The 18,998-nt window shown below is 67.9% G+C and carries 14 protein-coding genes and 1 riboswitch; of the genes, 9 read left to right on the forward strand and 5 right to left on the reverse strand.

All coding sequences use genetic code 11. From position 1 onward, the window contains the following. A complete protein-coding gene (locus tag EV659_RS00845) occupies nucleotides 1-1,755 on the reverse strand; it encodes an amidase (RefSeq protein WP_132706598.1) in 1,755 nt (584 codons plus the stop codon). A 364-nt stretch (nucleotides 1,756-2,119) separates the two neighbouring features. Between EV659_RS00845 and EV659_RS00850 the strand changes: the two genes are divergently transcribed. Continuing rightward, complete coding sequence (locus EV659_RS00850; protein ID WP_132706600.1) at nucleotides 2,120-4,885, forward strand: M16 family metallopeptidase; 2,766 nt, start codon at nucleotides 2,120-2,122, stop codon at nucleotides 4,883-4,885. A gap of 313 nt (nucleotides 4,886-5,198) precedes the next feature. Next, the gene (locus EV659_RS00855) at nucleotides 5,199-6,341 is read left to right on the forward strand and encodes an acyl-CoA dehydrogenase family protein (protein WP_132706602.1); all 1,143 of its coding nucleotides are present in this window, start codon (nucleotides 5,199-5,201) and stop codon (nucleotides 6,339-6,341) included. 289 nt (nucleotides 6,342-6,630) lie between these two features. Here the strand turns inward: EV659_RS00855 and hemB are convergent, their stop codons facing one another. Further along, on the reverse strand, nucleotides 6,631-7,632 hold the full coding sequence (gene hemB, locus EV659_RS00860) for a porphobilinogen synthase (RefSeq protein ID WP_132706604.1): 1,002 nt from the start codon (nucleotides 7,630-7,632) through the stop codon (nucleotides 6,631-6,633). 103 nt (nucleotides 7,633-7,735) lie between these two features. Between hemB and EV659_RS00865 the strand changes: the two genes are divergently transcribed. Next, nucleotides 7,736-9,238 (forward strand): CoA-acylating methylmalonate-semialdehyde dehydrogenase, encoded by a 1,503-nt coding sequence (locus EV659_RS00865; RefSeq protein WP_132706605.1) that lies wholly within the window; start codon nucleotides 7,736-7,738, stop codon nucleotides 9,236-9,238. A gap of 25 nt (nucleotides 9,239-9,263) precedes the next feature. After that, entirely contained in the window at nucleotides 9,264-10,247 is a 984-nt protein-coding gene (locus tag EV659_RS00870; RefSeq protein WP_132706606.1) for an NAD-dependent epimerase/dehydratase family protein, read from the forward strand. Here EV659_RS00870 and EV659_RS00875 read toward each other — a convergent pair. Continuing rightward, complete coding sequence (locus tag EV659_RS00875; protein ID WP_132706608.1) at nucleotides 10,205-10,690, reverse strand: hypothetical protein; 486 nt, start codon at nucleotides 10,688-10,690, stop codon at nucleotides 10,205-10,207. The two genes, EV659_RS00870 and EV659_RS00875, sit on opposite strands and share 43 nt — an antisense overlap. 214 nt (nucleotides 10,691-10,904) lie before the next feature. Between EV659_RS00875 and EV659_RS00880 the strand changes: the two genes are divergently transcribed. Beyond that, nucleotides 10,905-11,507 carry a hypothetical protein gene (locus EV659_RS00880; RefSeq protein ID WP_132706609.1) on the forward strand — a complete coding sequence of 201 codons (603 nt, stop codon included), beginning with the start codon at nucleotides 10,905-10,907 and terminating at the stop codon, nucleotides 11,505-11,507. Between the two features lie 142 nt (nucleotides 11,508-11,649). Then, nucleotides 11,650-12,678 (forward strand): tetratricopeptide repeat protein, encoded by a 1,029-nt coding sequence (locus EV659_RS00885; RefSeq protein ID WP_132706611.1) that lies wholly within the window; start codon nucleotides 11,650-11,652, stop codon nucleotides 12,676-12,678. 115 nt (nucleotides 12,679-12,793) lie between these two features. Here the strand turns inward: EV659_RS00885 and hspQ are convergent, their stop codons facing one another. Further along, a complete protein-coding gene (gene hspQ, locus EV659_RS00890) occupies nucleotides 12,794-13,144 on the reverse strand; it encodes a heat shock protein HspQ (protein WP_132706612.1) in 351 nt (116 codons plus the stop codon). A gap of 194 nt (nucleotides 13,145-13,338) precedes the next feature. Beyond that, nucleotides 13,339-15,141 (reverse strand): acyl-CoA dehydrogenase, encoded by a 1,803-nt coding sequence (locus tag EV659_RS00895; protein ID WP_132706614.1) that lies wholly within the window; start codon nucleotides 15,139-15,141, stop codon nucleotides 13,339-13,341. Between the two features lie 101 nt (nucleotides 15,142-15,242). On the opposite strand from EV659_RS00895, the gene EV659_RS00900 reads away from it, so the two are divergent. The 3 genes from EV659_RS00900 (at nucleotide 15,243) to EV659_RS00910 (ending at nucleotide 18,984) form a co-directional block, all read left to right on the forward strand. Continuing rightward, nucleotides 15,243-15,851, forward strand: coding sequence for a PAS domain-containing protein (locus EV659_RS00900; protein WP_132706615.1), 609 nt, complete (start codon nucleotides 15,243-15,245; stop codon nucleotides 15,849-15,851). 101 nt (nucleotides 15,852-15,952) lie between these two features. Continuing rightward, a riboswitch (TPP riboswitch) is annotated at nucleotides 15,953-16,072 on the forward strand. Nucleotides 16,073-16,169: 97 nt separating this feature from the next. Next, on the forward strand, nucleotides 16,170-18,044 hold the full coding sequence (thiC, locus tag EV659_RS00905) for a phosphomethylpyrimidine synthase ThiC (RefSeq protein WP_132706617.1): 1,875 nt from the start codon (nucleotides 16,170-16,172) through the stop codon (nucleotides 18,042-18,044). Nucleotides 18,045-18,333: 289 nt separating this feature from the next. Beyond that, the gene (locus tag EV659_RS00910; RefSeq protein ID WP_132706618.1) at nucleotides 18,334-18,984 is read left to right on the forward strand and encodes a PAS domain-containing protein; all 651 of its coding nucleotides are present in this window, start codon (nucleotides 18,334-18,336) and stop codon (nucleotides 18,982-18,984) included. The last annotated feature ends 14 nt before the right edge of the window (nucleotides 18,985-18,998 follow it).

The raw sequence follows: 18,998 nt of genomic DNA on the forward strand, positions 1-18,998 counted from the left end.
TCAGCCAAGCGGCGGGCGCGCGTCCGCCACACCGAGCGCCGCTTCGAGCGCCCGGCCCAGGGTCAGCAACCAATCCTCGCGGAACAGCGGCCCGGTCAGCGAGACATTGTGGGTCGTGCGCACCTTGGGCGCGTCGGGGTCTTTGGGGGCACCGAACAGCCCGCGCGGCGCCCGGTCCACAAAGCCGGCGCGCAGGCTGAGCGTCGGGTGGCCGGTGAAATTGCCGATCACCAGCAGGCTGGCGGCGAAATTGGGGTGGATCAGCGCGTCGACCCGCTCGAACCGTTCGGCCATGACGCGCATCACCCGGCGGCGCAGCCGGTCGGTCTGGATCATGTCCACGGCGGAGAAAAACCGGATCGTTCGGAAGCCGTTGGGCCAGGCGCGGTCGTCCTGCCAGCGCAAGCTGTCGTCGCGGTCGCTGAGCGTCAGCTCCTCGAACGCGGCGGCCGCCTCGGCGGTGACGATCCGGGTCAGCGCACCATAGGGCAGGTCGGGCAGGCGCACCTCGCGCAGGGTCACACCCAGGTCGCGCACCGCCGCCAGCGCCGCGCGGTCCACGTCATTGGCGCCATCGGCCTCGAACCAGGCCGGGTCGTAGCCGACCACCAGCTCGTCCACCGGTCGATCGCGGTCCCAGCCGAACGGCATGTCGAGACTGGACGGGTCGGCACGGTCGGCGCCGTTCAGGATCGCCAGCACATGGCCGGTGTCCTCGACCGAGCGGCAGATCGGCCCGACCTTGTCGAGCGACCAGCACAGCGCCATGGCGCCGGCCCGGCTGATCCGGCCGAAGCTGGGGCGCAGCCCGGTGGTGCCGCATCGTTGCGATGGCGAAACGATCGAGCCCAGGGTCTCGGTGCCGATGGCGAAGCCCACCAGCCCGGCGGCGGTGGCGCTGGCCGAGCCGGCCGACGAGCCCGACGAGCCCTCGACCGGGTTCCACGGGTTGCGGGTCACGCCGCCGAACCAGATGTCGCCATAGGCGAGCGCGCCGAGCGTCGTCTTGCCGAGCAGCGGGCAGCCCGCGGCGTCGAGCTTGGCGGCCAGGGTGGCGGTGTCGTCGGCGATGCGGTCGCGATAGGGCGTCGCACCCCAACTGGTGCGAAGGCCGGCGGTGTCGGCCAGGTCCTTGAGCCCATAGGGCACGCCGTGCAGCGACGAGCGCACCCGGCCGCGGGCCAGGTCGGCGTCGGCCCGGTCGGCCTGGGCGCGCGCCAGGTCGGCGGTGACGGTGACGAAGTTTTCAAGGTGCGGGCGGTGGCGCTCGATGCGCTTGAGGTAGATTTCCACCAAGGCGCGGCTCGACAGCTCGCCCGCCCGGATCCAGCGTGCCTGCACATGGGCCGGCGCGAACGCCACGTCGTCGTCGGCTGTGGGCAAGGCCGGCCGGGCCGGCTCGGCGCCCTGGACGCCGCCGCCGGGGCTTGCATAGGCGCGGTCGGGCAGGCGCGGGTCGAACACCAGCGCGGGCGCCAAGTCATTGGGGTGGTCGAGCGCGCGCAGGGCGGCGAGCCCGTCCACCTGGGCCTGGATGGTGTTGAGGATCTGCTCGCGCTCGTCGGCGGTGTAGCGCAGATCGTGCAGCTTTTCGGCCTGGGCCAAGGTCTCGGCGGTGATGCCGCTTCGCGCGCTCTGCGCGGCCGCTTCCTCGGCCGCCGCGCGGCTGAGCCCGGTGGCGCCGGCGGCGGTGACGGCGGCGGCCGCCAAGCCGCCGGACAGCAAGCCCCGGCGGGTCGTGGTGGTGTCGGTCATGGCTCCCTCCCTGATCGTGTCCTTGTTTTGCGACTATTGCCAACCACGCCCGCCTTGGCCAGTGCGGGCCACCGACCTTGGCCTCTGAGGCCGGGTTTTGCGGGCCCCGTCCGACCCCGGTTGTGGCGGACCCCGGCGGCCCTGGCCTGGCGCGGCTGGCGGTCGGTCGTTGGCGGTTCGGCCCGGCCCGTCGCGCCTTTTAAGCGATGACAGGGAACAATCCTGACGCTAATATCTGGGTCGCGTTTGGAGTGTGTTTTGCTCCCGAACCCGTCGACGACCGTGCCGCCGGCCCCCATGCACTAGGGGTGCGCGCATCCGTCGATCTCCCGTCCCTACGCCAGACAGTCGAGGAACCCCACCCATGTTGCTCAGACCCGCCGTGCTCGCGGCGTCGCTGTTGTTCACGGCCGCCGCGACGCTCCCAAAGGCGGCCGCAGACACCGCGCCGCAGATCGACCTGGAATACGAGAAATTCACCTTGGACAATGGCTTGCGGGTCATCGTTCACGAAGACCGCAAAGCGCCCATCGTGGCGGTGTCGGTCTGGTATCATGTGGGCTCGAAGGACGAACCCGAAGGCAAGACCGGCTTCGCCCACCTGTTCGAGCATTTGATGTTCAACGGCTCGGAGAACTATGATGACGAGTTCTTCAAGCCGCTCGAAGACGTGGGTGCGACCGGTTACAACGGCACCACCAGCTTCGACCGCACCAATTACTTCCAGAACGTGCCGACCCCGGCGCTGGACCTGGCGCTGTGGCTCGAATCGGATCGCATGGGCCATCTGCTCGGCGCGGTGACCCAGGAGAAACTCGACCAGCAACGCGGCGTGGTTCAGAACGAAAAGCGGCAGAATTACGACAACCAGCCCTATGGCGACCTGTTCCGCCTGCTGATGGATGGCCTGATGCCGTCCGACCACCCCTATCATCATCTGCCGATCGGCTCGATGGCGGACCTGGACGCCGCCTCGCTCGACGATGTGAAAAGCTGGTTCACCCAATACTATGGCGCCGCCAACGCGGTGGTGGTGCTGGCCGGCGACATCGACGCCGCCGAGGCGCGGGCCAAGATGGAGACCTATTTCGGCGACATTCCCGCCGGTCCGCCGCTGACCAAATGGCAGGCCTGGGTGCCCGAGCGCACGGTCAACACCTATCAGCTGGTCGAGGACGAGGTGCCCCAGCAGCGCGTCTACCGCTTCTGGGTCGCGCCGCCGCGCACCGACCGGCGCACCAAGCTGTTGCAACTGGCCACCGACGTGCTCGGCGACGGCAAGAACAGCCGAATCTACAAGGACCTGGTCTATGACCGGCAGATCGCCACCGGCGCCGGCAGCTTCTTGCTGGAAAACGAACTGACCAGCGTGGTCGGCGTGATCGTCGACGTGAAGGACGGCGAGGACCCGGCCGAGGTCAGCGCCCGGCTCGACGAGATCATGGCCGAGTTCCGCGCCGAGGGGCCGAGCCGTGCTGAACTGGCGCGCGCGGTCACCAAGATCAACGCCGCCGTGGTGCGCGGGCTTGAACAGGTGGGCGGCTTCGGCGGCAAGGCGGTGACCCTGGCCAGCGGCGAGATCTATGCCGGCGACCCGGATTTCATCGAAACCGAACTGGCCTGGATCAACAATGCCGAGCGCGACGAGGTGCGCGACCTGGCGCGGCGCTGGCTTGGCGACGGGTTCCACCAGATCACCTATCTGCCCTATGACGATTTCACCGTCGCCGATAGCGGCGCCGACCGCTCGGCCCTGCCCGAGGTGGGCGACACCCCGGACCTGAGCTTCCCCGAGGTGCAGCAGGCGACCCTGTCGAACGGGCTCAAGGTGGTGCTGGCCGAGCGCCACGCGGTGCCGGTGGTGGAGATGCGCCTGCAGGTGGACGCGGGCTATGCCGCCGACCAGGGCGCGCCGCTGGGCCGGGCCAGCTTCGCCATGGACCTGATGGACGAGGGCACGACGCGCCGCTCGGCGCTCGACCTGGCCGCGCAGTTGGAAGACCTGGGCGCCGAGCTGTCGACCGCGGCCGGCCTGGATGCTGTCACGGTGTCGCTGTCGGCGCTCAAGGCCAATCTCAAGCCGTCGGTGGAGTTGATGGCCGAGGTGGTCGCCGAGCCGGCCTTTTCCGAGGCCGAAATCGCGCGCAAGAAGCCCCAGCGGATCGCCGCCATCGGCCAGGAAATGGCCCAGCCGATCGGCTTGGCGCTGCGCGAATTGCCGCCGCTGCTCTATGGCGAGGATCACGCCTATGGGGTGCCGTTCACCGGCTCGGGCACGCCGCAGTCGGTGGCGGCGCTGACCCGCGCGGATCTGGTCGCGTTTCACCGCACCTGGGTGCGGCCGGACAATGCCACGCTGTTCGTGGTCGGCGACACCACGCTCGCCGACATCCAGCCGATCTTGGAGCGGGCGTTCCGCCGCTGGCAGGCGCCCGACGCGCCCAAGCCCACCAAGACGCTGTCGCAGGTTGCCTTGCCCGACGCCCCTCGGATCTTCGTGGTCGACCGGCCGGGCTCGCCGCAGTCGTTGATCCTGGCCGGCCATCTGGCACCGGCGCCCGACGCCGAACGCGACGTGGCGATCACCGCCGCCAACCAGATCGTCGGCGGCAGCTTCACCGCGCGCATCAATATGAACGTGCGCGAGGACAAGGGCTGGGCCTATGGCGCCAGTTCGTTCCTCTACAGCGCCCAGGCACAGCGGCCCTACATGCTCTACGCGCCGGTGCAGGCCGACAAGACCGGCGATTCCATCGCCGAGATCCTCAAGGAGTATGACGCCTATCTGGGCGACCAGCCGCCGACCCGGGAAGAGTTGACCCGCGCGGTCAACAACAATACCCGCTCGCTGCCCGGACAATACGAGACCGCCGGGGCGGTGTTGGGCAGCCTGGCGGCCAATGAGCTCTATGGCCGGCCCTATGACCATGCCGAGCGGCTGCCGGCGCTGTGGCGCGCGCTGACCACCCAAGGCGTGCAGGAAACCGCGCGTCAGGTGATCCAGCCCGAGCGTCTGACCTGGCTGATCGTCGGCGACAAGGATGTGATCGCCGCCGAACTGGCCGAGTTCGACCTGGGCACGGCGCAGGTGATCACCCCGGCGGGCGCCGAGCCCGCCGGCGGCAACTAGGCGCGGTTGCGCGGTCGGTCGGGTGCGCCCGCGGGCCACCAGGCCGGCCGCTGTCCACCGCGCCCGATGCGCCCCGGTCCGCCCTTGGTGTGTCGGGCCCCGCGCTGGACAATTCCCGCCCCGGCCTGCCGGGCCCCGCACTGAGACCGACCCCACCCCGGCCTGTCGGGTCCCGCGCTGAGACAAATCCCACCCCGGCCTGCCGGGGTGGGCTTCGTTTTGCCGCCGGGTCAGTGACTTGACCGGGCAGGGCCAGCCCCTAGAGTGGGCCGGCCCTGACCATCCCCGCCCCAACCCCCGGAGGTGAGCGTCCATGGATTTCGCCCTGTCGGAAGAACAGCGTTTGATCGTCGACACCGCGCGCGCCTTTGCCGCCGAGCATATGGCGCCCCACGCCGCGCGCTGGGACGCCGACAAGGTGTTTGCGAAGGACGCCCTGCGCGCCGCCGCCGATTTGGGCTTTGCCGCCGTCTATGTGGATGCCGACAAGGGCGGGGTCGGGCTCAGCCGCACCGACTGCGCGCTGATCATGGAACAACTGGCCTATGCCTGCCCGTCGACGGCGGCTTATCTGTCGATCCACAACATGGCCGCCTGGATGGTCGCCGAGTATGGCACGCCCGAGACCGTCGCCCGGCTGGTCCCCGACCTGGCGTCCATGGCGCGCTTCGCCAGCTACTGCCTGACCGAACCGGGCGCGGGCTCGGATGCCGCCAGTCTCAAGACCCGGGCCGAGCGCGACGGCGACGACTATGTGCTCAACGGCGCCAAGGCGTTCATCTCCGGTGCCGGGCCGGACGGTTCGGACGTTTATGTGGTCATGGCGCGCACCGGCGCGGGCGGGCCCAAGGGCATCACCGCCTTCGTGGTCGACAAGGACACGCCGGGCCTCAGCTTCGGCGCCCAGGAACGCAAGCTCGGCTGGCATTCCCAGCCCACCGCCCAGGTCAATTTCGACGATTGCCGGGTGCCGGTGGAAAACCGCCTGGGCGCCGAGGGCCAGGGCTTCGCCATCGCCATGGCCGGGCTCGACGGCGGCCGGCTGAACATCGGCGCGTGCAGCCTGGGCGGCGGCCAGTTCGCGCTCGACACCGCGCTCGCCTATGCCCGCGAGCGGCGCCAGTTCGGCCAGGCGATCGCCGACTTCCAGGCGACCCAGTTCAAGCTCGCCGACATGGCCACCGAGTTGGAGGCCGCGCGGCTGCTGCTCTACAAGGCCGCCGACAAGGTCAGCCACAAGGCCGCCGACGCCACCGCCTTCGCCGCCATGGCCAAGCGCCTGGCCACCGACACCGGCTTCAAGGTCGCCAATGAGGCGCTGCAACTGCACGGCGGCTATGGCTATCTGATGGACTATCCGATCGAGCGCGTGGTGCGCGACCTGCGCGTGCACCAGATCCTCGAAGGCACCAACGAGATCATGCGGGTGATCGTCGCCAAGCGCTTGCTGGGCTAGGCGGCGTGGCCCCCTCGGCGCGGGTGACGGTACCGTCAAGTCCGCCGGCAGCGCCCATGGATCGCCGCGCCGCCTGAGGGCGGCTCGCGATGACCGCAGACGATGGGACCAACCAGGGCCGGCGGCCAGCCGAGAGCCGGTGCCGGGGGATGGTCATGCGCCGGCGCAGCATCGGCTGCCAAGGCCCCAAAAACCGGCCAGAAACCGCCCGCACCGAAACCGGCCCCAAACGCGGGCGCCCCCCACCGAGCCCGGGCGGGATCGCGGGCCGGCGGGTGGCAGCGGTTGGTTAGACGCCGTCGATGAGGCGCGCGGCCTGGGGCGCGAAATAGGTCCAGATACCGTCACAGCCGGCGCGCTTGAAGCACATCAGGGTCTCCAGCATCACCGCGTCCAGGTCGAACGCGCCAGCCTGGGCCGCGTGCACCAGCATCGCGTATTCGCCGCTCACCTGATAGGCGTAGGTGGGCACCGCGAAGCGCTCCTTCACCCGGCGCACGATGTCCAGATAGGGCAGGCCGGGCTTGACGATCACGCTGTCGGCGCCCTCGCGGATGTCGAGCGCCACTTCGCGCAGCGCCTCGTCGGTATTGGCCGGGTCCATCTGATAGGTGCGCTTGTCGCCCGACAGCTTGGCGCCCGAGCCCACCGCGTCGCGGAACGGCCCATAATAGCAGGACGCATACTTGGCCGCATAGGCCATGATCTGCACGCCGTGATGGCCGTTCTTGTCCAACTCCTCGCGGATCGCGTTGACCCGGCCGTCCATCATGTCCGACGGCGCGACCATGTCCGACCCGGCCTCGGCCTGGACCAGCGCCTGGGCGCGCAACACCTCGACGGTCTCGTCGTTGAGAATCCGCTCGCCGTCCATCAGCCCGTCATGACCATGGTCGGTATAGGGGTCGAGCGCCACGTCGGTGATTACGCCGATATTGGGCACCGCCGCCTTGATCCGCCGGGTGGCGGTGTTGACCAGATTGTCGGGGTTGAGCGCTTCTTCGGCGCGTGCGGTGCGCCGGTCGTTGGGCGTCTGCGGGAACAGGGCAATCGCAGGGATGCCCAGTTCCGCGGCCTCGGTCGCCGCATAGACGGCGTTCTCGACGGTCAGCCGCTCGACGCCCGGCAGGCTTGCCACCGGTTCGTTGCGGTCGGCCCCGGTGACGAAGACCGGCCAGATCAGATCGTCGGTGGTCAAAGTGGTCTCGCGCACCAGGCGGCGCGACCAGGGCGTCGCCCGGGTCCGGCGCAGGCGGGTGAGCGGAAAACGGGGGGAGGGGGTAGCGGGCATTGCGAAACACTCTTGGAAAGGATGACGCGGGGGGCCGCGCCGGTCTATAACGGCGGCCAGACTAGGCGCACCACTGCGGCAAAACAATGGGGAGAGACCAGCCATGAATACCGACCTGGGCCACTTCATCGGCGGGCATCATGTGGCCGGCACGTCCGGTCGCCGGGGCGATGTGTTCAATCCGTCCACGGGCGAGGTGCAGGCGACCGTCGCCTTCGCTGCCCGCGCCGAGGTGGAAGCCGCCATCGCCGACGCCGAGACGGCCTTCGCCCACTGGTCGGCGACCCCGGTGGTCAAGCGCGCCAACACGATGTTCCGGTTTCGCGAGTTGGTGATGGGCGAGCAGGAGAGCCTGGCGCGTATGCTCGCCTCCCAGCATGGCAAGGTGTTCGCCGACGCCATGGGCGATGTGCGCCGGGGCCTCGACGTGATCGATTTCGCCTGCGGCATCCCGCACTTCATGAAGGGCGAGTATTCCAATAACGTCTCCACCGGCATCGACCTTTATTCCATGCGCAAGCCCCTGGGCGTGGTGGCGGCGATCACGCCGTTCAACTTCCCGGCGATGATCCCGATGTGGATGGTCGGCGTCGCCATCGCCTGCGGCAATGCGGTGGTGTTGAAGCCGAGCGAGAAGACCCCTGGCGTGCCGCTGCGTCTGGCCGAATTGATGGTCGAGGCCGGCGCGCCAGAGGGCGTGCTGAACGTGGTCAATGGCGACAAAGAAGCCGTCGACACGCTGCTGGAGGACCCGCGCGTCAAGGCGGTCAGCTTCGTGGGCTCGACCGATATCGCGCGCCACGTCTATGCCACCGGCACCGCCCACGGCAAACGCGTCCAGGCCATGGGCGGGGCCAAGAACCACATGATCGTGCTGCCCGACGCCGACATGGACCAGGTGGTCGACGCGCTGATCGGCTCGGCCTTCGGCTCGGCGGGCGAGCGCTGCATGGCCAATCCGGTCGCCGTGCCGGTGGGCGACGACCTGGCCGACGCGCTGGTCGAACGGCTGGTGCCGCGCATCCAGGCGCTCAAGATCGGCCCGTCGCTCGACGCCGAGATGGACTTGGGGCCTTTGGTCACCGACGCCCATTGGCAGCGCGTCAAGGGCTATATCGACCTGGGCGTGGAAGAGGGGGCCGAACTGGTGGTCGACGGCCGCGACTATCGCGTCCCGACTCAGGGCTATGAGAAAGGGTTCTATATGGGCGGGTCGCTGTTCGATCGGGTGACGCCGGCGATGACCAGCTACCAGGATGAGATCTTCGGCCCGGTGTTGCAGATCGTCCGCGCGGCCACGCCCGAAGCGGCCGTGCGCTTGCCGAGCGCGCACCGCTATGGCAATGGCACCAGCATCTTCACCAATGACGGCGACGCGGCGCGCGAATTTGCCGACAAGGTGGAGGTGGGCATGGTCGGCATCAACGTGCCGATCCCGGTGCCGCTGGCCTTCCACACCTTCGGCGGCTGGAAGGCGTCGGCGTTCGGCGACATCAACCAGCATGGCGAGGCCGGGGTGCGCTTCTTCACCAAGACCAAGACGGTGACCAGCCGCTGGCCCGGCGGCATCCGCGGCGGTGCCGACTTCACCATCCCCACCGCCTGAGCCACGGACAGACGGACCCGCGACCATGACCATCCTGATAACCGGCAGCAGCGGCCATCTGGGCGAAGCCTTGATGCGCCTGTGCGCGACCCGCGGCCTTGCCGCCCGGGGGCTCGACGTCAAGCCGGGCCCCTATACCGACCTGGTCGGCTCGATCGACGACCGCGCGGTGGTCGCGCGCGCCATGGCCGGCGTGCGCGGCGTGCTGCACGCGGCGACCCTGCACAAACCCCATGTGGTCACCCATGCGGCGCAGGCGTTCGTCGACGTCAATGTCTCGGGCACGCTGGCCCTGTTGGAAGCCGCGGTGGCGGAACGCGTCGCCGCCTTCGTCTTCACCAGCACCACCAGCGCCTTCGGCTCGGCGCTGACACCGGGGCCGGAGGCGCCGGCGGCGTGGATCACCGAGGACGTGATCGGCGCGCCCAAGAACATCTACGGCGCCACCAAGACGGCGGCCGAAGGCTTGTGCCACCTGTTCCACCGCCAGCACGGGCTCGCCTGTGTGGTGTTGCGCACCTCGCGCTTCTTTCCCGAACAAGACGACAACCGCGCTCACCGCCTGGCGTTCGACGACACCAATCTCAAGGCCAACGAGTTCCTGCACCGCCGGGTCGACCTGGAAGACGCGGCCGAGGCGCATCTGCTGGCCCTGAGCTGCGCCGGCGAGATCGGTTTCGACCGGCTGATCGTCTCGGCGACGCCGCCCTTTGCGCGCGCCGAGGCCCAGGCCCTGCGCCGCGACCCCACCGGCGTGGTCGCCGCCCATGTGCCGGCCTATCGGGCGGTTTACCAGCGGCTTGGCTTTCGCCTGCCCGACGACATCGCGCGCGTCTATGACAATGCCCGGGCGCGCCGGGTGCTCGGCTGGCGGCCGCGCTACGATTTCGCCCGCGTGGTCGCGCAACTGGATCGCGGCGAGACGCCGGGCAGCGCGCTGGCGCGCGCCGTGGGCGCCAAGGGCTATCACGACCAGGTGTTCGCGGACGGGCCGTTCCCGGTCAATTGAAAGTCGCGCGCCCGGCGCCGTTCCTGCTTGACCGCGCGGATGCTGGCCCCAAGCGTTCGGGCGATCTCGCGATCCGGGCGTCCGGCCTTGATCTCGGCCAGCATGGCGCTGCGGCGCAGGGCGATGAACACCCCGAACGCCGACGGCACGCTGATCGTGCCGCGCGCGTCGGTGCTGTCCAACAGCCGGCGATGCTCGGCCTCGGATAGCGACAGGTCATACTTGGCGTTGAAGCGGCCGCGATCCTGCGAGATGTAGATGTTGGCGCCGCTGTGGTCGAGCACGAAGCGGAAGAACCGCTCGAACCCGGAATTGTTGGACACCTCGGCGGCGGCGAACGGCAAGGCCGAGCGCACCGCCACCGGGTTCTTGTCGCAGAAGGTCACCAGCATCTCGAACGCCTGCGTTTCCGGCGCGGGCAGCCCCCGGAACAGTGTATTCAAGCCCCGACAATCATTGCTCATTTGGTTGAATCTCTTGGTACGGATGATGTCATCCGCGTATTCATCGCATTAAATGAAATAAAAGCTTAGCGATGAACGGTTCATCCATATTAGGGATTCGCGCATCGGTTCAGGGTGGCACCCGCGTTTCGGGTTTTTCGATCACGATTATCGGCCCCGGGGCGTTTTTCACCCTTCCTGTACGGAGACCGATATGAGCACTTACAGCCTTACCTGCATCAACGACACCGAAAGCACCTGGACCTTCGGCTTGTTTCAAAAGCTGCCGAATTTCGAGGGCCTGGTGTCGTTGGCCTGGAAACGCTCGGCGGTGCCCCCCAAGGGCCAGGCGATCCTGCAATGGGACGTGGTTTTCAACGTCTCGATCACCGACTACAAGCAGACCAACGGCGTCGGGGTTTACACCTCGGAGCAGGTTCTCGACACCAATCTCGGCCAGGTCTGGGAGTGCCAGTTCGTCGACGGGTGTCAGCAACTGGTGCCGGCGGCCGACCAGTCGGGGGTCACCGGCGACGAGCTGCTGATCCGCAATCGGTCGGGCCGTCTGGGCAATCTGGGCGTCGGCATGTCGGGCAGTTCGGCGGTGCTGCAACCCGATGTGGAGGATAACGCGTCGGCGCAGTTCGTGGTCAAGCCGAAATACTATCTCGGTCTCTTCAACCGGTTGAAGAAGGGCGAGGTGATCAAGTCCAATGTGGCAGTGGGGCCGATTAACCTGGTCTATGGCTCCGGGCGCACCGAGATGACCGCGACGGCCGCGATGGCGGGGGCGACGATCTCGTTGACCCACGACTGATCGGCTGATCCGGTCGGCGGCGGCATCCTCCCCCCGGTGCCGCCGCCCCTCTGGCGTTGTCATCGGCTGTCCGCGCCCCAATCTCGTCACAATGTCCCGGCACCTGCCGGTGACGGTTGCAACCCAAACGGTAGGACGCGCCATGACGGGAGTGAAAACGACAGTGATGGCCCTGGCCTTGGCCTCAATCCTGTGGTCGCCGAGCGCCGCGCGCGCGATCGACGATGGCGCGATGGCCGTCTTCGACGCGGTGATCGACGCGGCGCCTGCGGGCTATCGTCAGTTGGACGAACCGGACGACGACCCGCTCGAAGCGCAGCAAGAGCAGCTTGAGGCCCGGTTGGCGGAAGACGACAACCGGGACACCCGCTTGGCGCTGGTGCGTGTACTGCGCGACCGGGGCAAGGCGAAGAAGGGCCTCAAGGTTCTGAGTCCGTTGCTCGAAGCCGCGCCCAATGACGAGGCGTTGCAGCAGGTGCGCAACGATCTGATGGTCACCTGGGTGCGCAATGCCGGCGTGTTCGGTAAGATGCGTGCCGGCGGCCGGTTCAAGGAGGCGTGCGAGGCGGATCTGGCGCGCGATCCGGAAAACGGCACCGCGCTGTTGTGTCTGGCGCGCTATTACGAGAACGCGCCTGCGGTCGCCGGCGGTTCGCAAGACCAGGCCCGCGCCTTGCTCGACCGGCTCGAAACCGTCGACCGCCACGGATATTGGATGATGCGCGCCGAACTGTTGGGCGATGAGGATCTTGACGCCCGGTCGGCCGCCTATGCCAAGGCGATCGCCGCGCGCCCCGACCGCCAGGCCATGCTGTTCGCCGCCAAATGGCACATCAAGCAGGGGGTGTTCGGCGATGCCTTCACCTATCTCGCCCGGGTGCTCGACCAACAGCCCGACAACCGCATGGCGCTCTACCAATTGGGGCGGACAGCGGCCCGCTCGGGCGACCGGCTCGCCGCCGGCGAGGCCGCGCTTTTGCGGTTTCTGGCCGGCCCGACGCGGTTGCGCGGCGACGACTATCGCGCGCGGGCCCATGCCTATCTGGGCTATATCTATGGCCGGCAGGGCGATGTGGGCGCGGCCAAGCGCGCGTTCGACCGGGCGCTAGCGCTCGACGACAAGCTGGCCATCGCTGCGGAAGGCCGGGCTCGGCTGGCTCGTCAGGGCTAACCGCCACGGCCGAAGGCCGGACCAGCCGACCAGACGACGGATGCCCCGGGCGACGGATCGCCCCGGTCGGCGCAGCCGCGGCCACGCCGGCGCTGGGCGTAGCGGCGCCGGTCGCCTAGTTGCGCAGGCGCGGGCCCAGATCGTACATGTCGCCCTGCAACGCACCGAACATGTCGGGAACGTCGGGATGACTGACCGGCCGGCCGCTGGTGTCGGGCAACAGGTTTTGCTGGCTCACATAGGCGATGTAGGTGGTCTCAGCGTTTTCGGCCAGCAGGTGATAGAAGGGCTGATCCTTGGCCGGTCGCATGGCCTCCGGGATCGCCTGATACCATTCCTCGCAATTGTCGAATTCGGGGTCGACATCGAAGATGACGCCCCGGAACGGAAACAGGCGGTGTTTGACCACTTGGCCCAGAGAAAACAGGATCTCGCGGGTGATGATCGGCGTATCGGCTGAAACCATGACGGCGCCCACTCTTCTCTTGTTGACACGCAGGAGCGACAAACGGTGATCGCTGTCTCGGCTGCGAATGCGACCGCTTCCCCGTACCCAGGGTAGGGACGCATCGCCCCAGTTAAAAGAGATGGCGTTTAAGAAATCGTGGCCGAGCGGTCGACGGTGTCGGCCGCGCCCGCGTCGGGGCGCTTCAGGGCCGGTCAGAACCCGGCGTCGTCGATATCGAGCGCGCTGCGGTCGTGGCTTTCAAGAATCGCGGCCTGCGCGTCGGCGCGCGGGATTTCCTGGGCGGCGAAGAAGCGCGCGGCCGCCAGTTTGCCCTCATAGAACGCCCGGTCGCCCGCCGCCGGCCCGGCGTCGAGGGCGGCGGCGGCGACCAGCGCTTGGCGCAGCCACATCCAGCCGATCACCGTATGCCCCATCATGTCCAGATAGGGCGTCGAGTTGGCCAAGGCGGTGGCCACGTCGCCCCCAGCGGCCAGCCGACCGAGGTCGGCGGTGATCAGCGCCGCCCGGCGCGCCAGCCGCGCCAGGGCGTTTCGCAGCGGCGCCACCGCGTGGACCGCCTCGGCCGCGGCAAGCGTCGCCTCGATCTCCGCCATCAGCGCCTTGAACGCCGCCCCGCCGTCGATCATCGCCTTGCGCCCCAGCAGGTCGAGACCCTGGATGCCGTTGGTGCCTTCGTGGATCGGGTTGAGACGATTGTCGCGATAGAGCCGCTCGACCGGGTAGTCGCGGGTGTAACCATAGCCGCCGAGCACCTGGATCGCCAATCGGTTGGCGTCAAGGCAGTACTCCGACGGCCATGCCTTGGCAATCGGGGTCAGGATGTCCAAAAGCCGGACCAGCGCGGCGCGCGCTTCGGCGTCTTCGGTCTGGTCGCGCTGGTCGATCAGGCGGGCGCAGTGCAGGGTCAGAGCCAAGGCCCCTTCCACATAGACCTTCTGCTGCATCAGCATGCGCCGCACGTCGGCGTGTTCGATGATCGCCACCGGCGGGCTCGCCGGGTCCTTCTGATCCGGTCGCCGCCCCTGGGGTCGGTTGCGGGCATAGTCCAGGCTGTAGAGATAGCCGGCATAGCCCATCATGGTCGCCCCAAGGCCGACGCCCACCCGCGCCTCGTTCATCATGTGGAACATGTAGCTCAGGCCCTTATGGGGCTCGCCCACCAGTTCGCCCACGGCGCCGTCTCGTTCACCGAAGTTCAGCAGGCAGTTGGTGGTGCCGCGATAGCCCATCTTGTGGTTCAGCCCGGCCAACGCCACATCATTGCGCGCGCCGACCTGACCGGCGTCGTCCACATGGTGTTTGGGCACGATGAACAGCGAGATCCCCTTGACCCCCGGCGGCGCGTCGGGAAGGCGGGCCAACACCAGATGGACGATGGTCTCGCTCAACTCGTGGTCGCCGCCCGAAATCCACATCTTGGCGCCCTTCAGGCGATAGCGGCCCGCGCCCATCGGCTCGGCCCGGGTGCGGATGTCACCCAGCGACGACCCGGCCTGGGGCTCGCTCAGGCACATGGTGCCGAAAAATCGCCCTTCTAGCATGGGTTGTAGATAGCGCGACCGCTGATCCCGATTGCCATGGACGCTCAAAAGGTTCGCGGCGGCGATGGTCAGAAACGGATAGGCCGTGGTCGAGGCGTTGGCGCCGGTGAACAGGGCGGCGCAGGCTTGGGCGATGGTCCAGGGCAGGGCCATGCCGCCGTCCGCTTCGTCGCGATGGGCGGCCATGAACCCGGCGGCGACATAGGCATCGAGCGCTTGCCCGATTTCCGGGATCATGTGCACGCGCTGACCATCGAAGCGCGGTTCTTCGGCGTCGGCCTTGGCAGCATGGGGAGCGAATTTGTCGAGCGCCAGGCGCTCCGCCGTATCGATCACCGCGTCGAAGGTGTCGCGGCCGTGATCGGCGAACCGCGGGTAGCTGGTCAGCGCCTCGGCGTCGAGCACTTCGTAGAGCTGAAACGCCAAATCGCGCCGATTGACGATACGATCCATTTACCCTTCCCCTGCTATAACGTGCCCGCCATGGTTGTTTCGCCGTATCTCCCTGTGGTCGCTTGCCATGGTCTCGCTAAAGCTTCAAGTTTTTCAGTTTTTTGCCCGCGCTCTTGAGGGGGTTCCCATTCGAGAGTCGGGCCAGTGCGGAGGTTGCCGCCATGCAGCCTTGGACCAACAAGCCCGGGGCAAATGCCCAGCCGGCTGATTCGTTCGATTTCCGGCGCCTGTCGATCGACGAGGGCCGTCGCCATCCCGCCTTTGCTCTGATCGGCGAAAGTTACGACATCTGGCGCACCTTGGCGACCGCGGCCGGCGTGCCGCTGAGTAGCGCTGCGCGTCCGACGGTGTTCGCACGCCTGTTGCCGTTTACCGCGTGGATGACCGTCATCGACGACGGCGCGGACTTCGAATGGGTATCGCTCGGCGACCTCCAGGTTAATCACTTCGGCCGCGATATCGCCGGGCTGCGGATGTCCGAGGTGGTAGAGGTGCCCATGGACAGCAGCCGATTGGTGGCCGTGCACCGCACCGCGGTATTGGAGCGGGACGCGGTGTTTCTTCTGGCGCATCTCGACGATCAGGGCACGCACTACGAATGGGCGGGCGTGTTGTTGCCCTTGGCCGATGCTGCCGGCCGGGTGACCGACCTGCTGGGCGTCAGCAAAAGCCTCAACCGGCTGGAACGGCCGCGCGACGCGCTCGACTGAGCCAACCGGGGAGGGGCGCAGTAGCCATGGCTGGCAAACGGCGTCGCACCGCCCGCGCCCCCTTGCAAATCCGACCACGACGGTTCACATTGTCGGCGAAGAGACGTTCCTAGGGGAGCCCTTCGGGGCTGAGAGTCCGCCGGCCGCTTGCGGAAGCCGAGCGGAGACCCTTTGGACCCGACCAGGTTCGCACCTGCGGGGGGAAGGAACGGCCGCCCGCGTTGGTTGCCGGTGGGGGCTTGAGGGCTCCAGCGCCGGCGGCGCTGTGCGACCGGCCCGGCTGCCTCCCCCCGCCCTCGCTGCCAGAAGGAGGCCGCCATGCCCGACGATCCGCGCTCAACCCCCGACGACACCGACCAGTTTCATGTAACCACCGGTCCGATCCCGGGCAGCCGCAAGGTCTATCTGGAAAAAGACGGCCTGCGCGTGCCGCTGCGCGAGATCGCGCTGCACGAAAGCGCCGGTGAGCCGCCGGTGCGCGTCTACGACACCTCGGGCCCCTACAGCGACCCCACCGCCCGGATCGATATCGAGCGCGGTCTGGCACGCCTGCGCAGCCCCTGGATCGAGGCGCGCGGCGACACAGACGCCTATGACGGCCGCCAGGTCAAACCCGAAGACAATGGCCACGCCGCGGGCAAGACCTTGGCGCGTGAATTTCCCGCCGTGCCGCGCCCGCGCCGGGCCAAGGCCGGCCACCGGCCGACCCAGATGGCCTATGCGCGCGCCGGCATTGTCACGCCCGAGATGGAATTCATCGCCGTGCGCGAAAACGCCAAGATCCAGGGAAACCAGCCGGTCTATGACGATGGCGAACCCTTCGGCGCCGATATCCCGCGCGAGATCACGGCCGAATTCGTGCGCCAGGAGGTGGCCGCCGGCCGCGCCGTGATCCCGGCCAACATCAACCACCCCGAATCCGAGCCGATGATCATCGGCCGCAACTTTCTGGTGAAGATCAACGCCAATATCGGCAATTCGGCGGTGTCGTCGTCGATCGCTGAAGAGGTGGACAAGATGGTCTGGGCGACCCGCTGGGGCGCGGACACGATCATGGACCTGTCCACCGGGCGCAACATCCACAACACCCGCGAATGGATCATCCGCAACAGCCCGGTGCCGGTGGGCACGGTGCCGATCTATCAGGCGCTCGAAAAGGTCGGCGGCGTGGCCGAGGACCTCACCTGGGAGGTGTTCCGCGACACGCTGATCGAACAGGCCGAACAGGGCGTCGATTATTTCACCATCCATGCCGGCGTGCGGCTGCCCTACATCCCGCTGACCGCCAAGCGCGTCACCGGCATCGTCAGCCGCGGCGGCTCAATCATGGCCAAATGGTGCCTCGCCCACCATACCGAGAGCTTCCTCTACACCCGTTTCGCCGAGATCTGCGAGATCATGGCGGCCTATGATGTGAGCTTCAGCCTCGGCGACGGCCTGCGCCCGGGCTCGATCGCCGACGCCAACGACGCCGCCCAGTTCGCCGAGCTCAAGACCCTGGGCGAATTGACCCAGATCGCCTGGGACCATGACGTCCAGGTGATGATCGAAGGCCCGGGCCACGTGCCCATGCACAAGATCAAGCAGAACATGGACAAGCAGTTGGAGGCCTGCCACGGCGCGCCGTTCTACACCCTCGGCCCGCTCACCACCGATATCGCGCCCGGCTACGACCACATCACCAGCGGCATCGGTGCGGCGATGATCGGCTGGTTCGGCACCGCCATGCTCTGCTATGTGACGCCCAAGGAACATCTGGGGCTGCCGGACCGCAACGACGTCAAGGAAGGGGTCATTACCTACAAGGTGGCCGCCCACGCCGCCGACCTGGCCAAGGGCCACCCCGCCGCCCAAGCCTGGGACGACGCGTTGTCGCGCGCGCGCTTCGAGTTCCGCTGGGAGGACCAGTTCAACCTGTCGCTCGACCCCGAGACCGCGCGTCGCTACCACGACGAGACTCTGCCCAAGGAGGCGCACAAGGTGGCGCACTTCTGCTCCATGTGCGGGCCGAAATTCTGCTCCATGGCGATTTCCCAGGAAATCCGCGACTTCGCCGCCGCCAATCCAGGTGCCGGCGACGCGAATGCGCCGGCGATGAGCGCCGAAGAAGCACGCGCCGGCATGGCGGAAAAGGCCGACGAATTTCGCCAGAGGGGCGGGCGTTTGTATCTCGACAACAGCGGGCCGCGCTGACCCGGCCGGCACCGCCGGTCCGCCCCATGGGCCTGGCCACCAGCCAGCAACCGTTCGATCGACCGCATCGGGAACTCCCCGGTGCGGTTTTTCGTTGGAACGGCGCGGTCTGCGTCGAATGGGCGCCGGCCCAGGCACGGCCGGTCAGAGCATAGCGCGCGCCGGGTCGGGCACGCCGCGTCGGTAGCAATGTTACGGCCCGCGCCGCCAACCCATTTGAAGCTTCTACCTTCCTGGGCATTTGTGGCAAGTTAAGGAAAATGACCCCCTCAACGCGATCCGACCCGACATGCTGCAACAACCGAGTAACCGCTGGCTTTTGGAGCACTGGCTATCGCTACGCCCCGATGGCGCCCTGGTGCCGCCCAAATCCGCGTTCCGCCCCGAAGCGTTCGTCGAGCGGCGGTTGCTGCCCTATATCTCGGTGATCGAACTGGTCGACGACAGCTTGGCGATCGTCCGTCTTGCCGGGACCGCGCTGCGCGAACGCTATGGGTGGGAAACCACTGGACGCAACTTCTATGAACTCTACGACCCGCAGGTGCGGGCCCGGACCGCGGCGGTGCTGCGCCAGGTATTCGATTTTCCTTACGTCCAGGTGACCGAGATGAACCAACACCGATCCGACGCACCGGACTTGGTTACCCGGGTCGAAACCCTGACCTGTCCGATGCGCAATGACAGCAACGGCCGGCCGATCCTGCTCAGTTGCGAAACCGCACTCTATGACGACCCGTGGCTCGACGTGCGCGCGTCCGAGGTCAAGGTGGATCGTCTGGAGGTGTTGTCGCGTCGGTTCGTCGATGTGGGCGCCGGCGTGCCCGAAGCCGCACCGCCGCCGCGCCCAAACCGCGGGCCGACCCCAAAGGCGCCCCCCGAAGCGTCGCCCGAGGCGATTCCCGATGGGCCGATGCACCGACGGAGCCAGCAAGCCGATTGACCACGCCGGGCGTT

It is taken from the genome of Rhodothalassium salexigens DSM 2132, from assembly GCF_004341375.1.
In the GTDB taxonomy this organism is placed as follows: Bacteria; Pseudomonadota; Alphaproteobacteria; order Sphingomonadales; family Rhodothalassiaceae; genus Rhodothalassium; species Rhodothalassium salexigens.